The following is a 19,051-nucleotide window of genomic DNA, read 5'->3' as shown; positions in this document are numbered from 1 at the left end:
ATGCCCATGCGCCAGCGCACCCACCCCCTGCTGCCCCGCCCCGGCCCGCGCCTGTTCACGGTGTGGCGCCGCAATCTGCGGGTGTGGCGCAAACTGATGCTGCCGGCGGTGGTCGGCAATTTCGGCGAACCGATCCTCTACCTGCTCGCGTTCGGGGTCGGCTTTGGCGCCATGGTGGGCGAGGTCGACGGCATGCGCTACATGGTGTTCATCGCCTCCGGCATCGTCGCCTCCAGCGCGATGATGACCGCCAGCTTCGAGGGCATGTACTCGGCCTATACGCGCATGGCAGAACAGAACACCTGGCTCGGCATGCTGGCGACCCCGCTGACCCTGGACGACATCGTCTTCGGCGAGGCGATCTGGGCGGCCACCAAGGGCCTGGTCAGCGCCATCACCGTGCTGATCGTCGCCAGCCTGCTGGGCCTGGTGACCGACGCGCGCGCCCTGCTCGCACTGCCGGTGATCTTCCTCGCCGCCTTTACCTTCGGGGCGCTGGCGCTGGTCGTCACCTCGCTGGCGCGCAGCTACGATTTCTTCCTCTACTATTTCACCCTGGCGGTCACGCCCATGCTGCTGCTCTCTGGAGTATTCTTCCCGCTGGAACAATTGCCCGACTGGGTGCAGACCCTGGCCTGGATGCTGCCACTGGCCCACGTAATCGAGCTGGTCCGACCCTTGATGACCGGCAGCTGGCCAGTGCAGTGGCTGCCCCATCTTGCCGTCATCACCGGCTACGGCGCCGTGGCCATCAGCCTGGCCAGCTACCGCATCCGTCGCCGCCTTCTTCGCTGACCCCGAAAAATCAATTGACAGCGTTAACAAAAGGGATTTAGCTTCAGTTCCGCCCGCAGCCGCCGTAAGCCTGCAAGAGACCCGGCAACACGGCCTTTCCCGAGGGGGAAACATGAAGAAGAATCTTCCGGTCACCCAACGTGAGGTGGACTACCCCGAGAGCGCCAATATTCTTTCCACTACCAACCTCAAGGGCGCCATCACCTACGTGAACCCGGATTTCCTCCGGATCAGCGGTTTCGAGCACGAAGAGCTGATTGGCAAGAACCACAACGTCATCCGCCACCCGGACATGCCGCCGGCCGCCTTCGCCGATCTCTGGAACACCATCAAGAGCGGACGCTCGTGGATGGGCATGGTGAAGAACCGCTGCAAGAACGGGGACCACTACTGGGTCAGCGCCTATGTCACTCCGGTCATGCGGGATGGTCAAGTGGTTGAATACCAGTCCGTACGCACCAAACCCCGGCGCGAACACGTAGAAGCGGCCGAACGCGTCTATGCCGATCTGATGCAGGAGCGCACGCCACTGGCCCTGCGCCTGCCCCGGATGGGCATCAAGACCCGGGCCCTTGCTTCCATCGCCGGCGGGCTGGCGGCCGGGCTGGGCGTGGCCGCCGCCTTTACCGGCCTGACAGCCCCCAGTGCCGCAGTGATCGCCGCTTCGGGACTGGTGGTGGGTGGCGGACTGGCGTGGAACGGTCTTTCTCCGTTATGCAACGCGGTCGCCCGGGCGCGCCGACTCACCGGCAACCCGATCAGCCAGTACATCTATACCGGCCGCATGGACGAAGCCGGGGAACTGGAATTCGCCATGCGGATGCTGGAAGCCGAAGCCGGCGCGGTGGTCGGCCGCATGGGCGACGCGGCGGAACAGCTCGGCGAGACCGCCGAAGGCCTGACGGCCGCGGTCAATGAAAGCCGCTCCGCCTGCGACCGGCAGCAGCAGGAGACCGAGGAGGTCGCCAGTGCGACCAACCAGATGGTCAACAGTGTGCAGGACGTTGCCCGCAGCGCACAGAGCACCGCGGACGCCGCCGATCAGACCGATTCCGAGGCCCGCGAAGGCCAGGAAATCGTCCAGAAAAGTACCCGCTCGATCGAAACCCTGGGTGAAGAAGTTGCGCGCGGAGCCGCGGTCATGAGCGAACTGGGGGAAGAAAGCGAGAAAATCAGCAGCGTTCTGGACGTCATCCGGGGTATCGCGGAGCAGACCAACCTGCTCGCCCTGAATGCGGCCATCGAGGCCGCCCGCGCCGGCGAACAGGGTCGCGGGTTCGCCGTGGTCGCCGACGAGGTCCGCACCCTCGCCAGCCGAACCCAGAACTCCACCTCCGAAATCCAGGCGATGATCGAAAGGCTTCAGGACCGGGCCCGGGCCGCCTCGGAAGTCATGAACCAGAGCCATGAACAGGCCCGTGCGAGTGTCGACCAGGCCCGCCGAGCCGCCGAATCCCTGACTCATATCACCGAAGGGATCGCGCGCATACGCGACATGAGCAATCAGATCGCCGCCGCCGTGGAAGAACAAGGGACCGCCGGAGGCGAGATTAACCGCGGCGTGGAAACCATTCGCAGTGCGGCCGACACGACGGCCACGCGCGCCGGGGACAGCCATGGTGCCGCCCGTTCCGTCAGCGAACTGGCGGCCGGTCTGCAGAATCTCTCCCGACAATTCTGGGAGCAGCGGCGTCAGGGTTGAAGAGACACGGATTCATGCGCGCACTCACCGGGCCCGGTCTGGTAGGTTATTCCTCCTGCCAACTGGTTCCGGAGGGCTCATGAAGGCCTGGTTGTTTGCAATTTTCATCACTCTGATCCTGCCCGCCACCGCGCTGGCGGAAAACGTCCAGATCCGCGACCTCGAAAAAGGCGAAGGCCCCGAGGTCGTGCGTCATGACACCGTGACCGTACATTACACCGGCTGGGTGTACGAGGATGGCGAGGACCAGGGCGAACCCTTCGACTCCAGTCGCGACCGCGGCCAGCCGTTTACCCTGACCCTGGGCGCCGGCGAGGTCATTCCGGGCTGGGAGAAGGGCCTGGAAGGCATGCGCGAGGGCGGGAAGCGCGAGATCATCATCCCGCCGGAACTGGGCTACGGGTCACGCGGCGCCGGTGACGTGATCCCGCCGAACGCCACTCTGCGCTTCGAAGTGGAGATCCTGGAAGTGGAGCGGGCGCCCTTCGGCGGCCTGAACAATAACGAGCTGGCCGGGATGCTCGAACGCGACGACGTCACGATCATCGACATCCGCCGCCCCGACGAATGGGCCGAGACGGGGGTGGTGAAAGGAAGTCTGCGCATGACCGCCTTCGACGAACGCGGCCAGTTCATTCCGCAATTCGGTCAGGCGTTCACCGATGCGGTAGACCCGGATGACACCGTGGTCCTGATCTGCCGCACCGGCAGCCGCACCGGCGTACTGGCCCGCGCGCTGGCCGACGGTCTCGGGTACGAGGACGTCCATAACGTCACCGACGGCATCAAGCACTGGCTGGAAGAAGACCGCGTGGTGCAGCACGACTGCCCCGACACCGAGGAGACAGCGGTTTGCTGATGCGGCGACATGGCGGCCCCGGTGCCCTGGGTCTGGTCCTGCTGCTGCTCGCCGCCCCGGCACCGGGCGAAGAAGACAATCGCGAGGACCTTCCGGCGGTGCTCCCCGAGCCGGTGACCACCACGCATTCGCTGGAAACGGTGGACGGCGAACGGCTGGAGTACCGCGCGACGGTCGGCTACACCCCGCTGGGCGAGGATCGCGAACACCCCGAGGCGCGGGTCTTCAGCGTAGCCTATACGATGGGCGACGAAGAAGCCGACCGCCCGGTGACCTTCCTGTTCAACGGCGGACCGGGGGCGGCCTCGGCCTATCTCAACGTCGGCGGACTCGGACCGCGGGTGCTGGAGACCGACGAGCGTGGCCTGTCGGCCACCACCCCGCCGCGCCTGGTGGACAACCCGAAGACCTGGCTGGCATTTACCGACCTGGTCTTCGTGGATCCACCGGGCACCGGCTTCAGCCGGGTCATGGAGGCCGGCGATCCCGAAGATTTCTTCGAGCCGGAGGGCGACCTGGCCGCGCTGGAAGAAACCCTGGAACGCTGGCTGGACGACCACGGACGGCGCGGCGACCCGGTGTACCTCGGCGGGGAAAGCTATGGCGGCTATCGCGCCGGTGCCCTGCCGGCGCGGCTGATGCGCAACTCCGGCATCAGCGTCTCGGGCACGGTGCTGGTCTCCCCCGCGCTGGATTTCGGCATGCTCGAGGGCGGCACCGGCCGCCCGCTCCCGCACGCACTGATGCTGCCGGCGCTGACCGCCTCGGCCCGCGCGCATGACCGCCTGGGCGATGACCCGCCGAGCCTCGAGCAGGCGGAGGCATTCGCGCTGGGGGACTATCTCGAAGGCCTGCTGCATCCGGACCGGATCGACGCGGACTGGATCGATGAAGTGGCCCGATTCACCGGGATCGACCGCGACCACCTGCGCGCGACCGGCGGCCGCGTCACCCTGAACATGGCGCAGCGTGGCCTGCTGCGGGACGAGGGCCGGCTGGTCAGCCTGTACGACGGCGGGATCGATTCGCCCGATCCGGTCCCGACCCGCACGCGGCCGCGGGCCGATGCCATCCTCGACGGTCTGGTGGCCCCGCTGTCCACCGCCATGCTGGACCACCTGCGCAACACCCTGGACTGGTCACACGGGCATCAGTATCGCCTGCTCAGCCGCGAAGTCTTCGGTGCCTGGGACTGGGACAGCTCGCAGCGGACCGGCCCGGCCTCGGCGATGGACGACCTGGCCACCGCGCTGGCACTGGATCCCCGCTTTCGCATCTTCAGCGTGCACGGCGAGGCCGACCTGATCACCCCCTATTTCGCCACCGAATGGCTGCTGGGGCAGATCGCGCATGCCGCGGACCCGGGCGACGACGAGCGCATCGTCACCGGCCGCTATCCCGGCGGGCACATGCTGTACATGCGTGCCGACACCAACGCCGAGCTGTTCGACGACGCCCGGCGCTTCTACACCGGGCACGCAGCAGACGAGGACGGGGCCGCAGCGGACCCCGACTGACCGCTTGCCGACCCGGGCGCCCTCCGGTTACTGTAATTATGAACAGTATCCGGAGCTGCCCTCGTGTCGTCCGACCCCTCGCTTACCCCGCGCCAGCAGGCCATCCTCGACTACATCACCGAGGTGGTCACCACCCAGGGCACCGCGCCCACGCGCAACGAGATCGCCACGGCCTTCGGCTTTCGCTCGCCCCATGCGGCGGAATGCCACCTCAAGGCCCTGGCGCGCAAGGGTGCGATCGAACTGGTGGGCGGGGCGGCCCGCGGGATCCGCCTGCCTCCCGACACGCGCCCCTCGCCCGCCACGCCCTCGGGAGCGGACGGCATCCCCCTGGTCGGCCACGTCGCCGCCGGCTCGCCGCTGCTGGCCACCGAACACATCGAGGGGCACTACCATCTCGGTGACGCACTGTTCCGGGCTCGTCCCGACTACCTGCTGCGGGTACACGGCGAAAGCATGCGCGATGCCGGTATCCTCGACGGCGACCTGCTGGCCGTGCGCCGCACCCCGGAGGCCCGGGAGGGCCAGATCGTGGTCGCGCGCATCGAGGACGAGGTCACGGTCAAGCGCTTCCGGCGCGATGGTTCGCGGATCCGTCTGCTGCCCGAAAACCCCGATTTCAGCCCCATCGAGGTCGATCCCGAACGCCGCGAACTCGCGATCGAGGGGATCGGCGTAGGGGTACTGCGAAATCTGGAAGGCGAATGACCCGCGCCCTGGACTCGCTGCTGGAACACCCGGCCCTGTGGCGCGGCCGCCAGGGCGCCCCCGTCAGTGGCGACGCGGTCTGGCCGGCGGGCACGCCCGAACTGGAAAAGGCCCTGGGCGGCGGCTGGCCGCGCGGCCAGCTGGTGGAACTGCTGGGCGCGCCCTTCGGCAGCGGCGAGACCCGCCTGCTGGTGCCCATGCTCGCCGCCTGCGGACGTGCGCGGCTGTGGACCGCCCTGATCGGCCCGCCGGCGACCCCCTGGCTGCCCGGCTGGCAGCAGCTGGGTATCCCTCCGGAGCGGGTCCTGCTGGTGCAGGCCGAACAGGACCCCGAACGCCTGTGGAGCGCGGAACAGTGCCTGCGTGACCCGGCCTTTGGCGCACTGCTGGTCTGGATCCACGGCCCTGCGGAAACCGCGCGCCTGCGGCGTCTGCGCCTGGCGGCCGGCGAAAGCCGCGCCTGTGCCGTGCTCTACCGTCCGCCGCAGGCGGCCGAACAGCCCTCGCCAGCGCATCAGCGCCTGCAGTGGCAGCCACATGGCCGGGACCTGCGCCTGCACTTTCTCAAGGGCAACGGCGCACAGCACCGACGCGGTCGGCCGCTGGATATCTCCGTTGCACACCCGCCCCCCGCGGAGGACGCCCCGTGATCCCGGACGCGCACCCGTCGCAACCGGCGCCCGCCCGCGACCGCGGCCCTTCGGGCCCCGCCCTGCAGCTGCTTCCGGGGCTCCCGGAGCTGCCCCGCGATTCTGCACCCGCCCCGTCCCCGAACGCCGCGCCGGGGGCCCCGGAGTGCTGGCTGGCCATCCAGCTCCCGCATCTGGCCCTGGACCTCCAGGCCCGCCGCCACGCGGATGCCGACCGTCTCGCGCAGCATCCCCTGCTGATCGTGGAACGCGGGGAACGACCCCGGGTGCATGCCGCCAACCGTGCCGCGCGCCGCGCCGGCGCCCGCCCGGGCATGCCCCTGGGCGATGCCCTGGCCCTGCTGGACACCCCGGAACTGATCGAGGACGATCCGGTGGCCCGCGCGCGCGAGATTCACCAGCTCGCCGCCGCCCTGCTGCAGTTCAGCGACCATGTGCATCCCGAACCCGGAGCACAGCGCATCCTGCTCGAAGCCGGGCGCAGCCGGCGCCTGTTCGGCGGGCTGCCGGCCCTGCGCCAGCGCGTGGAGGCCTTGCTGCGCGAACTGGGTTTCCAGCCTCGTACCGGCATGGCCCGCAGTCCGGCCGCCGCCCGCCTGTTCGCCACGCACCGGCACCCGGAGATTCCCGAGGACCGTGATGCCCTGCGTCGCAGCCTGGCTCGCTTCCCGCTGGGCACCCTGCCTCTGCCCGCAACCACCCGCGAGGCCCTGCAGGCCACCGGGCTGCGGGTGTTCGGCGAGCTGCTGCGCCTGCCCCGTGCGGAGCTGGCCCGGCGCCACGGGCCGGACCTGCTGCAGACCATCGACCGTCTGCTGGGCGATGCCTGCGAAACCCTGCCGCGTTTCGTCCCGCCGGCGACCCTGGAACTCACCCTGCGTCTGGATCACGAGATCCGTGCGAGTACGGCCCTGGTCTTCCCCTTGCGGCGCCTGCTGCAGCAGGCCGAGCAGCAACTGCGCGGCCGGGCCCTGAGCCTGCAGGGCATGCAGCTGGATCTGCAGCATCGGGAGGACACCACCCGCCTGAATCTGGAGCGCGGGCAGCCGGGCATCCGTGCGGCGGACTGGCTGAGCCTGTGGCAGACGCGGCTGGAGCGCGAGACCCTGCAGGCCCCGGTTATCGGCCTGCGCCTGCACTCGGCCGAACTGCTCGAGCCGCCCGCCACCGATGACGGGCTACTGACCGGAGACCCCGCCGGGGACCACGACGATGCCGGGCACGGCGCCGGCCACCCCAGGCACCTGCCCGCCGTGCTCGCACGCCTGCGCGCGCGTCTGGGGGCGCAACAGGTCGGACGCCTGGTCAACCGCGGCACCCCGGCCCCGGAAGATGCGCAGGAACCCGTGTTCGCCGCCATGCGGCCGGGGCCGGACACCGCCACACATCCCCCCAGCCCCGCGCAGCAAGCTTGCGGTACGGCCCTGTGGGTACATGCCCCGGAGCCGGTGCCGGCACCCCGAAGCGGCGACACCCAGCCACTGGGGCGGCTGGAAAACGGCTGGTGGGACCGGGAGAACGACCGACGCCGCGACTATGCCCTGACCCGCGATGTCCGCGGCCGCTGGATCTGGCTGTTTCGCTGCCTGCGCAATGGGGGCTGGTTTCGCCAGGGGTACTGGGGATAAGGCCCGCTCCTTGTGTGCGGCACCGAACAGAACCCACACCGACACAAATGCATTCTCGTCCCGGCACGGGGAAGCGAGTCGTGATCATCGGCCCTGCCCCTGCCCAGGAAATATCCCGAACCCACCCCGCACAGGGACACACGACGAGGCATGCATTATGAAAAAACCTTTCACGCTCATGCTCGGCTATGCCGGGACCATCCCGTTCGCCGCCCGCGTCCAGATGGTGCCGGCGGCCGGCCTGGCCCCCTCCTCGAAGGGCCTGGCTGGATATTCATGCCCGCCCCCCCGTCCGCAAACCCGGAATCAGCACGCTGAGGTAAACCCATGGATCTGATGATCAACGAACCCTTCCCCGGGTTTAACCGTCCTCTGGAGGTCCTGCGTACCTGTCACCGCCGCCTGCTGGCCTGTCTGGAGCGGCTGGAACACCTGCATGCTCACGTCCCGGAACACGGAGCGGATGCCACGGCCCAGGCCGCCGCCCAGCGCCTGCTGCATTATTTTTATTCGGCCGCTCCGCACCATCATGCCGACGAGTACGAGGACCTGTTCCCGAGGCTCAAGCGCCTGGGCGACCATCCGGCGTCTCACCCTCAGCTCCCCGCCTGGCTGGACAGCCTGACCGCGGATCACGAGGCCCTCGAAAGGGTCTGGGCCCGGCTGGAGCCGGACCTGCTGGACATCGCCGAAGGCCGCCCCGCTTCCCTCGCGGGAGCCCCGGAATGGGTCGCCCGCTATCGCCGGCACCTGAGCCTCAAGGAACAGGCCGTGCTGCCCCTGGCCGAGCACCTGCTGGACGCCGATCAGTGCCGCGCCATCGGCGAAGCCATGGCTCGCCGGCGTGACATCGAAATTGAATGCCGTGCCTGACCCCTCCGGAACGGGAGCGGGTTAAACCAACCTTTCTTTAACCCTTCCCCGACTCCGGCGGGTTCTGCGGCCCGCCGGAGTCGGCGGCATCTTCGGATTCGTCGCCGGGGACGACGAGCATGTGTCGGGCCTTGTCGAAGAGCTCGCGGGATACGTCGGGTTGTTCCTTCAGGCGCCGGCTCCAGTGCGGGAACAGGTTCTGTTCCTCGCGCCCTTCGTGCTTGGCCAGTCCGCCCGAGATCAGGGCGAAGAAGGGCGCGATGACCCCGGGTTCGTCGACCCCCTCGGAGAATTCGTGTTCCAGCATCGCGGTCTGATCCAGCAGTTCGTCATGTTCGCGCAGCATGATGGACGTCGGGTCGTCTCCGCCCGGATGGCGCGGCAGATCAAGCAGCGGAACGATCAGTTCATTCTCCACGTGAACGTGGCGTCGCAGTCCGGCCACATAGGCGTGGAATGCCGGAGCGGCACCCTCGGCATCGCCGGCATTGACCCGGTGAAGGGCGCTGGCGAACAGGCGGTCGATGCGCAGGTGGTCACGAGTGAGGAGGTCGACCAGGTCGACGGGTTCGGTGTCGTCGCGCCGGCGCACGCGCAGGGTCCACAGCGGTGGCCCGGCTTTTACGGTTTCCCAGTGGATGGCGTGGCGCAGCTGCTGCGCGACGGCGGCCATCAGCAGTTCGGGCTCTTCCTCTACCAGTACGTCGAAGGTCTGGCCGGGGCCGAGTTCGCGCAGGGTGTAGTAGGCGCGGGTATGGGCGTGGTCGCCCAGTCCGCGCAGGTCCAGGGTGAAATCAGTCATGGGATTCGGGGTCCAGGTCGCGCCGGCGAGCCATGGCTTCGCCGATGGCGCGGCACTGATCGGCGTCCAGCAGGTGTTCGGCCAGGGGCAGCACGGCCTCGTCCTCGAGGGACAGATGGCGGCGGTATTGTTCGATCCATTCCGCGGCCCCCTCCAGCGGGGCATCGCGTCCTTCGGCGATGTCGAGCAGGTCCGGCTCCAGGCGGGACCAGCCATTTTCCAGCGTTTCGTGCTCCGCGGTAAGACGGTCCAGCCAGTCGGGCAGCTGGGGATGGCAGTCGGGCTGATCGCCCAGGCTCCTGAGCCGCGGGAACAGGTCCTCGTCCTCGTCGGCGTGATGATGCGGCGCGGAGGCATGGAAATATTTCAGCAGCCGCTGGGCCGCAGCCTGGGCCTCGGCATCCGCGCCGTGTTCCGGGACGTGCGCATGCAAGCGTTCGAGCGTCTCCAGGCAGCCCCTGAGGCGTCGATGGCAGGCGCGCAGGACCTCGACGGGACGGTCGAAACCGGGTAATGGCTCGTTCATCTGGAGATTCATGCAGGGGCTCCCGGGTACAGAACGTCTTCCCCTGTGTAGCAGTTCGACGGCCGTGTGGCCTTGATACGGATCACATCGTGCTTCCGGGTTTGTCTTTTGCGTCATTCGACCCCAGAATCGGTCGTCAGAGGCACCGCATCCGCGTGTCCCGCCGGGCCGCCAGCGTCCCCGGTATGTGGTGTCCGTCGGCTTCCCGGCGGCCTTTTCCCTGCATGCTTTACCGGTCACCGCAGTGGCGTTGACCGGCCTCGAGAGGTGGAGTTGTGGACAAGCCCGAGATCGTTGTTTCGGCAACCGACATGGAGCGGCTGGACCAGTTGCTGGAATCCGTGTCCGCGGAGGAGTGGCCCGGCAGAACGGAGCTGGAAGCCGAACTGGATCGTGCGCGGGTGGTGGACTCGCACGAGATGCCGGCGTCGGTCGTAACCATGAACTCCAGCGTGCGCTTCCGGGTGGTGGAATCCGGGGAGGAATTCACCATGACCCTGGTCTACCCGCGTGACATGGATGACAGCGGGCAGACGCTGTCGATCATGGCGCCGGTGGGCAGTGCCCTGCTCGGACTCTCGGAAGGCGAGGAGATCGAGTGGCCGCGTCCGGGCGGGGGCGTGATGCACGTGCGCATCGACAAGGTGCTGTTTCAGCCGGAGCGGGCGGGCGAACACCATCGTTAGATTACCACGGACGCACTGCACTCACGACGCTCTCCCGGAAGCGGCGGGCTCCTGACCGGACGCGTCAGGGCCCCCCGTGCCGGGCGTCAGGGTCTCCAGCCGGCCGTCCGGATACAGGCCGACCACCCCGGCCCGCCCGACACCGCGCACCCGCACCCCGTCCGGGGTATATGCCTCGTAGTCCTGGTGATGGTGCCCGTGAACGATCAGCCCGACCCCCAGCAGCTCGGCCAGGCCGTCGATGGTGTCGAAGCCGCTCGCATGCGGCGACGGCGCCTCGTGGGTGATCAGGATATCGGCCCGCAGCCCGCGCAGGCGTTCGATGTCTTCGGGATAGATGGAGGTGCGATGGCGCCGGGGCAGGCCCGGCTCGCGATCCCCGGCGCCCTGCCAGCGATCGCGTTCCGGGAGCTGCGCCACATGTTCGTTTCGGGTGAAGAAGACCGGCGCCTTGCAGCGCGGGCCCCGCGGGTACCAGACGCGTCCACGGAACACCCCGCCGAGACCCGCTACCGCTCGGCCGGCCACTTCCGCCACGCGCGCGTGCAAATTGCCCGCCACATAGGAACTGCCGAACACATGCGCCCAGGCCGCATCGGTATCACTCTCGTGATTGCCGGGGATCCAGTAGATCTCCGGCATCGTGGCGCCCGCCGCCACGGCTTCGCGCAACGGCGCCAATACTGCATCCAGCGACTGTTCGCGCAGCTCCATGTCCCCCAGCAGAATCACCGCACGCGGACGATGGCGGGCCACCGCCTCGATCAGGGGATCGAAGAGGCCATGGGGATCGCCATAGAACAGAATATCGGGTGCCACGCCGCTCCCGGGGGTTCGCGAATGCGCCTACCCTAACGCATCCCCGCCCCCGGGCGCGCGCTGCCCGCGATCAGCGGAGGTAACGCCCCCGCAGCATGTTGTAGTACAGCGGCTTGATCATGTGCACCTTCAGCCGCCACCACATCCAGCTTGGCTGTCCCTGATCGATGAAGCCGAAGGTCGGGACCTCTTCCAGGGTGTAGTCAAACTCGACCAGGGCCGCCTTGCCGACCTCGGTGATCAGCGGGCAGGAGGTGTAGCCGTCGAAACGCTGTTGCGGTTCGCGATCCTGCAGCACCGACACCAGGTTATCCGGGGTCACCGACCCGTGGGCCCGGACCGTGGAGGCCGTCTTGCCAATCGCCGTGTCCACCACGTCGCCGGCGCCGAACACGTTCGGGTAGCGGGCATGCTGCAGGGTCTGGTCGTCCACGGCCAGCCAGCCGCCTTCCGCCAGACTGCCGTCTTCCACCGCCAGACCGGCCTCGCGCACCCAGTCGTGGGCGCGCATGGGCGGCACCACGTGCAGGTAGTCGTAGTCCACCGTCTCGCGATTGCCGTCGCCATCCACGAAGGTCGCACGGCGCAGCTCGGGCTCCACGCCCTGCAGCACGGACCCGGATTCGATCCCGACTCCGCGCTCGCCATAGATGTCGCGCACCATCCCGTCAAAACGTTCGACGCTGAACAGCGCGCCTTCCGGGGCATGATAGTGGAATTCCACGCGATCCCGCTGTCCCGCCTTGCGCAGCAGGTCCTCGGCGATCAGGGTCGCCTTGATCGGCGCCCCGGCACACTTGATCGGCGTATTCGGGATATTGAAGCGGGCCACCCCGCCCTGCTCGCCCAGGCGCTGCGTCTGCTCGTAGGCATGCCGCGCCTGCTCGGGACCGGCATAGATACTGGTCAGGCCGTTCTGCCCGATATCCGCGCGCTCCAGGCCTTCGATCGCCTCGTAATCCAGATGGATCCCGGTGGCAACGACCAGGAAATCGTAATCCAGACGATCCCCGCCGGCGGTCTCGACCACCTGGCTCTCCGGATCCACCGCGGCCACGTAGTCCTTCTTCCAGTCGACGCCGCGCGGGATGTAATGCTCGTTGCGCGCGGTCACGTCGCTGACCGAATAGGTCCCGGCCGCGACCAGGGTCCAGCCGGGCTGGTAGTGATGGGTCTCGCTCGGTTCCACCACGGTGATGCGCGCCCCGTCCAGCAGGTCGCGCAACCGCGCCGCCACGGTCAGCCCGGCGGCGCCGCCGCCCAGCACAACGATCCGCGCGCGGGTCTGCACACCGGCCTGCGCCGCCGCCGGCGCAGACCCTACGGCTGCCGCCGCAGTCAGCCCGCCGGTCAGTTTCAGGAAATCCCGCCGCGAAAGTCCGTCCCGCAATACCAGCGGTGCCTTTGACGAACCTGCCTTATTGCGATCTGTCATGTGTATGCCTCCTCGCGACCCCGTCATCCCGCGGGGCGTCTTTTTTCGGAGCGGTCGCCGATGGCGCCGCGTTTCAACCCTTCTGGCATACAGATTTCGTGCCAGCATCACAAACCCCGCCAAACCTGCATCGCGCGCGCCTCGGTCAGCCTGTTGCGGACGCTTTGTCTGCCGCCAGTGTCACTTCAATGTTCCAGACTGTCATGTGCGGCATGCACAACACCCCGGGGATTCCCTGTTCCCCGCGGGGTGCAGCCGCAAACCGCGTCGCAGCGCGAACACGCACCCCAAAGCGAGAACTGGCACGCAACTTGATTGTCATCCGGGCGGAACGCACAGCGCGTCCTCTCTCAATCGTTCACGGAGGCAATGCCATGGAGCTTGACCCCTTACTCCTGTCACGACTGCAGTTCGCATTCGTCGTGTCATTTCACGCACTGTTCCCGGTATTCACCATCGGGCTCGCCTCGTTCATCGCCTTCCTGGAATTCCGGGCCTGGCAGACCGGCGACGCCCTGTACACCCGGATCTCGAAGTTCTGGATCAAGATCTTCGCGGTCGTGTTCGGCATGGGGGTGGTCTCCGGGATCGTGATGTCCTTCCAGTTCGGCACAAACTGGAGCGTGTTCTCCTATGCCACGGCCAATTTCCTCGGGCCGGTGCTGTCCTACGAGGTGATCACCGCATTCTTCCTGGAGGCGGCATTCCTCGGCGTACTGCTGTTCGGGCGTGACCGTGTCCCGCAGGGCGTGCATGTGTTCGCCGCGCTGATGGTGGCGCTGGGTACCTTCATCTCCTCGTTCTGGATCCTGGTGGCCAACAGCTGGATGCAGACCCCGGCCGGCCTCGAACTGGTTGACGGCGTGTTCCAGGTCACCTCGTGGATGGAGGCGATCTTCAACCCCAGCTTCTGGCCGCGTTTCTTCCACATGGGTCTGGCCTCGCTGCTGACCGCCGGCTTCGTGGTGGCGGGCGTCTCCGCCTACTACCTGCTGCGCAACAAGCACGTCGAGATGAACCGCAAGGCGCTGGGCGTGACCATGTGGATCCTGCTGTTCGCCGCCCCGGCCCAGCTGGTGGTGGGTGACATCCACGGCCTCAACACCTTCGAGCACCAGCCGACCAAGGTGGCGGCAATGGAAGGGGTCTGGGAGACCGAACGCGGGGCACCGTTCCTGCTGTTCGCCATCCCGGATTCGGCCAACGAGACCAACCACCTCGAGATCGGCCTGCCCAACATGGCTTCGCTGGTGCTGACCCACGAGCTGGACGGCGAGGTGCCCGGGCTGAAGGAAGTGCCCGCGGAGGAACGTCCCCCGGTCGGCATCACCTTCTGGTCGTTCCGCATCATGCTGGCCATCGGCTTCGTGATGATCGGGTTCGCCCTGTGGAGTGCCTGGCTGCGCTTCCGTGGTGACCTGTTCGGCTCGGAGCGTTTCCTCAAGGGCCTCACCTGGATGATCCCGACGCCGTTCGTCGCGGTGCTGGCCGGCTGGTTCGTGACCGAAACAGGCCGTGCGCCCTGGCTGGTGTACGAAATCATGGACCACGCGACCGGCCTCACGCCGTCGCTGACCGGTGGTATGGCGCTGTTCAGTCTGCTGGGTTACATCGCGGTGTATGCCGTGGTCTTCACCGCCGGCGTCTATTACATCGTGCGCATCGTGCGCAAGGGTCCGGAACCGGACCACCCGGTGCAGGAGCCGCAGCACGCCAAGCGCCCGCTGTCGGCGGCCGATACGCCGTTCAACGACAACCCTGCCGCTGACGCAAGGAGCTGAAACCATGGTCGATATCACACTGGTATGGGTCGTGATCATCGCCGTCGGACTGGTCGGCTACGTCCTGATGGACGGGTTTGACCTGGGCGTGGGGATCCTCTTCCCCTTCGCCCCCGGCGAGCAGTCGCGCGACATCATGATGAACACGGTCGCCCCGGTCTGGGACGGCAACGAGACCTGGCTGATCCTCGGGGGGGCCGGCCTGCTGGCGGCCTTCCCGCTGGTCTACTCGGTGTTCCTGCCGGCGCTGTACATCGGGGTGTTCCTGATGCTGGCCGGGCTGATCTTCCGCGGCGTGGCCTTCGAGTTCCGCTTCAAGGCGAGTTCGGCGAAATCCCGGCGCGGCTGGAACGCCTCCTTCGCGATCGGCTCGATGGTCGCGGCCTTCGCCCAGGGGGCGGTCGTCGGGGCCTATATCCAGGGCTTCCAGATGGACGGGCTGAACTACGCCGGCACCGCGCTGGACTGGCTGACCCCGTTCACGGTGCTCACCGGTCTGGGTCTGATGGCGGGCTACGCCCTGCTGGGCGCGACCTGGATGATCCTCAAGACCGAGGGTGAAACCCAGGCATTCGCCTACCGCGTGACCCCGTGGCTGCTGGGTGCCGTGCTGGTGGTGTTCGGGCTGGTCAGTGCGATCACGCCGTTCATTGATGCCAAGGTCATGGAACGCTGGATGGGCACCTTCGAGATCCTGTGGGTCCTTCCGGCCCTGGCGCTGCTGGCGGCCTGGCAGATCCTGCGCTCGGTGCGCCGGCGCCACGAGGGGCTGCCCTTCGTGTCCACGATCGCCCTGTTCATCTTCACCTTCCTGGGGCTGATCGTGAGCAAGTGGCCGTACGTGGTTCCGCCGGACTACACCTTCTGGGACGCCGCATCCTCCCCGGATGCGCAGCTCTTCATCCTGATCGGGGCGCTGTTCATCATCCCGATCATTCTCGGCTATACCGCGTGGACCTACTGGGTCTTCCGCGGCAAGGTCACGGCGGACGCGGGTTACCACTAGCGCCGCTGCCTGACCGTTCAGGGTTTGCGACCGGGTCTTTCTCTCTCTCTCCGGACCCGGCTCGCAGGCAACCGCCCGCTGCGGGGCGGACACGAGGCGCCACGAACCTTCGGGTTCGTGGCGTTTTTTGTTTGCGGAGCACCGCAACACGATGCGGGAACATGACTCCAACCGGGAACACGGGAGATACTGCCACACGCAGGGACCCATTCCCGGACACCGGAGCCGTCAGCATCGTGAACGAAAAGTTGCCCACAGAATCCGTGCCTCAATGGACACGCGGCCTGGACCGCGACGAGGTGGTCAGCATCCTCGACGTGTTTCAGGAGCCCGCCATCCTGCTGTCGCCGGACTACGACATCCTGGGCGCCAATCAGGCCTATCGGCATCTGTACGAGGTAGATGCCGGGGGCAACGGGCAACGCTGCTACGAAGCCTCGCACGACTTCCGGCGGCCCTGTGACGAAGCGGGCGAGACCTGCCCTCTGCGTGACACCCTGGCCACCGGCAAGCCCAACCGCACGCTGCACGTCCACCACACGGCTCGCGGCAAGGAACACGTGGACGTCGAGATGTTCCCGATCCACGGTTCCGACGGCAAGCTGCGCTACCTGATCGAGGTCCTGCACCATCTGCCGGTCTCGTCTCCGCAGGCCGGGGAACAGGGGCTGGTCGGACAGTCCGCCGCCTTCAACGAGATGCTGGGGCTGGTCAGCCGGGTCGCGCCCAGCGAGGCATCGGTGCTGCTGCAGGGCGAGTCGGGCACCGGCAAGGAGCTGGTGGCCCGTGCCGTGCACGACCAGAGCCGCCGCGCGGAAGGCCCGTTCGTGCCGGTGGAATGCTCCGGCCTGACCGAGACCCTGTTCGAAAGCGAGCTCTTCGGCCATGAACGCGGCGCCTTCACCGGGGCCACCCATGCCAAGGCCGGGCTGGTGGAGTCCGCCGCCGGTGGCACACTGTTCCTCGACGAGATCGGCGACGTGCCCCACGGGCTGCAGGTCAAGCTGCTGCGCCTGCTGGAGACCCGGACCTTCCGGCGGGTGGGCAGCACCGAACCGCGGCGCGCCGATTTCCGCCTGGTCTGTGCCTCGCACCGTGATCTCCGCCAGCTGGTCCGCGAAGGGGAGTTTCGCGAGGACCTCTATTACCGGCTGAGCACCTTTCCCATTCGCGTACCGCCACTGCGCGAACGCAAGGCCGACATCCCGATCCTTTCCCAGGCCCTGTTCGAGCGCCTCCAACTGCCGGCCAGCCCGCATCTCAGTCCGGGGGCGCGCGAGGTGCTGGAACGCTATCCCTTCCCCGGCAACATCCGCGAGCTGCGCAATATCCTGGAACGCGCCGCGCTGCTCAGCGACGGCGAAGAGATCCGTGCGGAACACCTGGGCACCGAGGTGACCGAAGGCGTGGACGATCGCGACCTGCCGCCGCCGCGCGCGCTGGCCGACGGCGAGATCCGCCCGCTGGAGGAAGTGGAACGCGAATACCTGCGTTACGCGGCCACCGTACACCGGGGCGACCGGCGCTCGCTGGCGGCGCGTCTGGGGCTCAGCGAGCGCAGCCTGTACCGGCACCTGCAGCGGCTGGATGACGCCCTCTGAGCCGCACCCGCCGGTGCCGCTTCGCGTGGCGCATCAGCCCGTGACAACCCCGTAACAGCGATCCCCCAGCGGACAGCCGTCGCACAGCGGGCGTGGCCGGCAGCGCTGTTTGCCGTGTTCCACGATCAGCGCATGGAATTCGTTGAACGCCACGGTATCCGCACCCAGCTCGGCCTCCACCGAGGCCCGCAGCGTCTCGTAGCCGTCCCGCGCATGCGGTCGCCCGAGGCGTTCGAACAGGCGCCGGGTGTAGGCATCCACGACGAACACCGGACGGTGGAAGGCGTACAGCACGATGTCATCGGCCGTTTCCGGACCGATGCCCTTCACCTCCAGCAAGGCCTCGCGCAGTGCTCCGGTCTCCAGCGCAGACAGCGCCTCGATCCCGCCCGTCCGCTCGAGGAACGCCAGCAGGTGCCGCAGGCGCCCGGCCTTGACGTTGTAATACACCGACGGGCGGATCCGCTCGGCCAGTTCCTCCGGCTCCAGGGCCGCCATCCCTGCCGGCGTCAGCGCATCCGCCTCGCGCAGGGCCGCAAGCGCGCGCTCCACGTTGCTCCAGGCCGTGTTCTGCGTCAGCACCGCCCCGACCATGACCTCGAACGCGGTCTCGGCGGGCCACCAGTGCAACGGGCCATAATGCGCATGCAGCCGTTCCAGCACCGTGCGACAGTCCGGCGCCGCGGTGTCAGCCCCGTCGGTCATGATTCAGCGCCCCGGCCGGCCGCGTCCGCCGCGCGCTCCCCTGCCCTGGCGCGCGCCGGGCTTGCCGGATTTGGCGGTCTTCGCCCCGGCACCCGGACGTGACGAACTCCAGCCCTCGCCCTTGTCGCGACCCCCGGCTGCCCCGCCCTTTTTCTTTTTCGGCCGTGTGCCGCGACGTTTCTGCGGCGGCTGCAGGTTCTCCGGCACATTCAGCCCCGCCTCGCGATACAGCGCGGCCACTTCGCCCACCTCGAGGTCACGCGCAGCGCCCGATTTCAGCCCGCGCCCCAGCACCACCGGCCCGTAGCGCACCCGGATCAGGCGGCTGACCGTCACCCCGACCGCATCCCACAGCCGCCGCACCAGCCGATTGCGGCCCTCGGTCACGATCACGTGATACCACTGGTTGGCGCCATCGCCTCCCCCGGCCTCCAGGGCATCAAATCGGGCCGGTCCGTCCTCCAGCTCCACGCCCTCCAGCAGCATGCGCTGCGTCTCCTCCGGCACCTGGCCCAGCACACGCACCGCGTATTCGCGCTCCATGGCGCCGCCCGGATGCATCAGCGCATTGGCCAGTTCGCCGTCGGTGGTGAACAGCAGCAGCCCGGAGGTATTGAGGTCCAGGCGGCCCACCGCCACCCAGCGCTGGCCCTTGAGCTTCGGCAGGCTGGCAAACACCGGACGCCGGCCCTCCGGATCGGAGCGCGAACAGATCTCGCCGACCGGCTTGTGATAGGCGATCCAGCGGTGCGGATATTCCGGTCGCGTGACCACGCGGCCGCGCACCCGGATCACGTCATCCGGCCCCACGCGATCGCCCAGTCCGGCGGTGCTCTGGTTGATCTGCACCTCGCCGCGTTCGATCCAGCCCTCGATCTCGCGCCGCGACCCCAGACCGCGCGCCGCGAGGACCTTCTGTACCCGTTCCTGCATCGGCTCCTGCCACTGTTTATGATGG

At 67.9% G+C, this 19,051-nt stretch carries 18 protein-coding genes; 12 read left to right on the top strand and 6 right to left on the bottom strand.

Annotated features, from left to right (window positions below; translation table 11 throughout):
• The first annotated feature begins 6 nt into the window (after positions 1-6).
• The 8 genes from D893_RS02390 (at position 7) to D893_RS02355 (ending at position 8,732) form a co-directional block, all read left to right on the top strand.
• A complete protein-coding gene (locus D893_RS02390) occupies positions 7-795 on the top strand; it encodes an ABC transporter permease (protein ID WP_018946065.1) in 789 nt (262 codons plus the stop codon).
• Between the two features lie 112 nt (positions 796-907).
• Positions 908-2,497, top strand: coding sequence for a PAS domain-containing methyl-accepting chemotaxis protein (locus D893_RS02385; protein WP_018946066.1), 1,590 nt, complete (start codon positions 908-910; stop codon positions 2,495-2,497).
• Positions 2,498-2,576: 79 nt separating this feature from the next.
• The gene (locus D893_RS02380) at positions 2,577-3,356 is read left to right on the top strand and encodes an FKBP-type peptidyl-prolyl cis-trans isomerase (protein WP_024328841.1); all 780 of its coding nucleotides are present in this window, start codon (positions 2,577-2,579) and stop codon (positions 3,354-3,356) included.
• Positions 3,356-4,873, top strand: coding sequence for a peptidase S10 (locus tag D893_RS02375; protein ID WP_246863863.1), 1,518 nt, complete (start codon positions 3,356-3,358; stop codon positions 4,871-4,873). Before D893_RS02380 ends, D893_RS02375 begins: the two co-directional genes overlap by 1 nt.
• A gap of 63 nt (positions 4,874-4,936) precedes the next feature.
• Complete coding sequence (lexA, locus tag D893_RS02370; RefSeq protein ID WP_077243761.1) at positions 4,937-5,581, top strand: transcriptional repressor LexA; 645 nt, start codon at positions 4,937-4,939, stop codon at positions 5,579-5,581.
• Entirely contained in the window at positions 5,578-6,231 is a 654-nt protein-coding gene (gene imuA / locus D893_RS02365; RefSeq protein WP_110619064.1) for a translesion DNA synthesis-associated protein ImuA, read from the top strand. The genes lexA and imuA overlap by 4 nt, the downstream gene beginning before the upstream one ends.
• Before the next feature lie 152 nt (positions 6,232-6,383).
• Entirely contained in the window at positions 6,384-7,859 is a 1,476-nt protein-coding gene (locus tag D893_RS02360; RefSeq protein WP_168409925.1) for a DNA polymerase Y family protein, read from the top strand.
• A gap of 327 nt (positions 7,860-8,186) precedes the next feature.
• Positions 8,187-8,732, top strand: coding sequence for a hemerythrin domain-containing protein (locus D893_RS02355; protein ID WP_024328846.1), 546 nt, complete (start codon positions 8,187-8,189; stop codon positions 8,730-8,732).
• A gap of 37 nt (positions 8,733-8,769) precedes the next feature.
• Here the strand turns inward: D893_RS02355 and D893_RS02350 are convergent, their stop codons facing one another.
• Both D893_RS02350 and D893_RS02345 read right to left on the bottom strand, forming a co-directional pair.
• Positions 8,770-9,534 carry a hemerythrin domain-containing protein gene (locus D893_RS02350; RefSeq protein ID WP_018946073.1) on the bottom strand — a complete coding sequence of 255 codons (765 nt, stop codon included), beginning with the start codon at positions 9,532-9,534 and terminating at the stop codon, positions 8,770-8,772.
• Positions 9,527-10,072 (bottom strand): hemerythrin domain-containing protein, encoded by a 546-nt coding sequence (locus tag D893_RS02345; protein WP_018946074.1) that lies wholly within the window; start codon positions 10,070-10,072, stop codon positions 9,527-9,529. Before D893_RS02345 ends, D893_RS02350 begins: the two co-directional genes overlap by 8 nt.
• A gap of 263 nt (positions 10,073-10,335) precedes the next feature.
• Here D893_RS02345 and rnk point away from each other — a divergent pair, with 263 nt between their 5' ends.
• The gene (rnk, locus tag D893_RS02340) at positions 10,336-10,746 is read left to right on the top strand and encodes a nucleoside diphosphate kinase regulator (RefSeq protein WP_018946075.1); all 411 of its coding nucleotides are present in this window, start codon (positions 10,336-10,338) and stop codon (positions 10,744-10,746) included.
• Positions 10,747-10,767: 21 nt separating this feature from the next.
• Here the strand turns inward: rnk and D893_RS02335 are convergent, their stop codons facing one another.
• Positions 10,768-11,565 carry a metallophosphoesterase gene (locus D893_RS02335; RefSeq protein ID WP_110619063.1) on the bottom strand — a complete coding sequence of 266 codons (798 nt, stop codon included), beginning with the start codon at positions 11,563-11,565 and terminating at the stop codon, positions 10,768-10,770.
• Between the two features lie 70 nt (positions 11,566-11,635).
• Positions 11,636-13,000, bottom strand: a complete 1,365-nt coding sequence (locus D893_RS02330) for an FAD/NAD(P)-binding oxidoreductase (RefSeq protein WP_026288873.1) — start codon at positions 12,998-13,000, stop codon at positions 11,636-11,638.
• Between the two features lie 374 nt (positions 13,001-13,374).
• Between D893_RS02330 and D893_RS02325 the strand changes: the two genes are divergently transcribed.
• The 3 genes from D893_RS02325 (at position 13,375) to D893_RS02315 (ending at position 17,388) form a co-directional block, all read left to right on the top strand.
• Positions 13,375-14,781: a cytochrome ubiquinol oxidase subunit I gene (locus D893_RS02325; protein WP_110619062.1), complete on the top strand. Its 1,407-nt coding sequence runs from the start codon at positions 13,375-13,377 to the stop codon at positions 14,779-14,781.
• A 4-nt stretch (positions 14,782-14,785) separates the two neighbouring features.
• On the top strand, positions 14,786-15,787 hold the full coding sequence (gene cydB / locus D893_RS02320; protein ID WP_018946079.1) for a cytochrome d ubiquinol oxidase subunit II: 1,002 nt from the start codon (positions 14,786-14,788) through the stop codon (positions 15,785-15,787).
• A gap of 236 nt (positions 15,788-16,023) precedes the next feature.
• Complete coding sequence (locus tag D893_RS02315) at positions 16,024-17,388, top strand: sigma-54-dependent Fis family transcriptional regulator (RefSeq protein WP_110619061.1); 1,365 nt, start codon at positions 16,024-16,026, stop codon at positions 17,386-17,388.
• Between the two features lie 33 nt (positions 17,389-17,421).
• On the opposite strand, the gene D893_RS02310 is transcribed toward D893_RS02315, so the two are convergent.
• Positions 17,422-18,093, bottom strand: coding sequence for an endonuclease (locus D893_RS02310; protein ID WP_110619060.1), 672 nt, complete (start codon positions 18,091-18,093; stop codon positions 17,422-17,424).
• Between the two features lie 3 nt (positions 18,094-18,096).
• Positions 18,097-19,026, bottom strand: a complete 930-nt coding sequence (gene rluB / locus D893_RS02305) for a 23S rRNA pseudouridine(2605) synthase RluB (RefSeq protein ID WP_077243755.1) — start codon at positions 19,024-19,026, stop codon at positions 18,097-18,099.
• Positions 19,027-19,051: the final 25 nt, after the last annotated feature.

Source organism: Thioalkalivibrio sp. ALE21 (assembly GCF_003208255.1).
GTDB lineage: Bacteria > Pseudomonadota > Gammaproteobacteria > Ectothiorhodospirales > Ectothiorhodospiraceae > Thioalkalivibrio > Thioalkalivibrio halophilus.
Note: the sequence above shows the minus strand (reverse complement) of the source record. Positions and strands in the feature narration are given on the sequence as shown.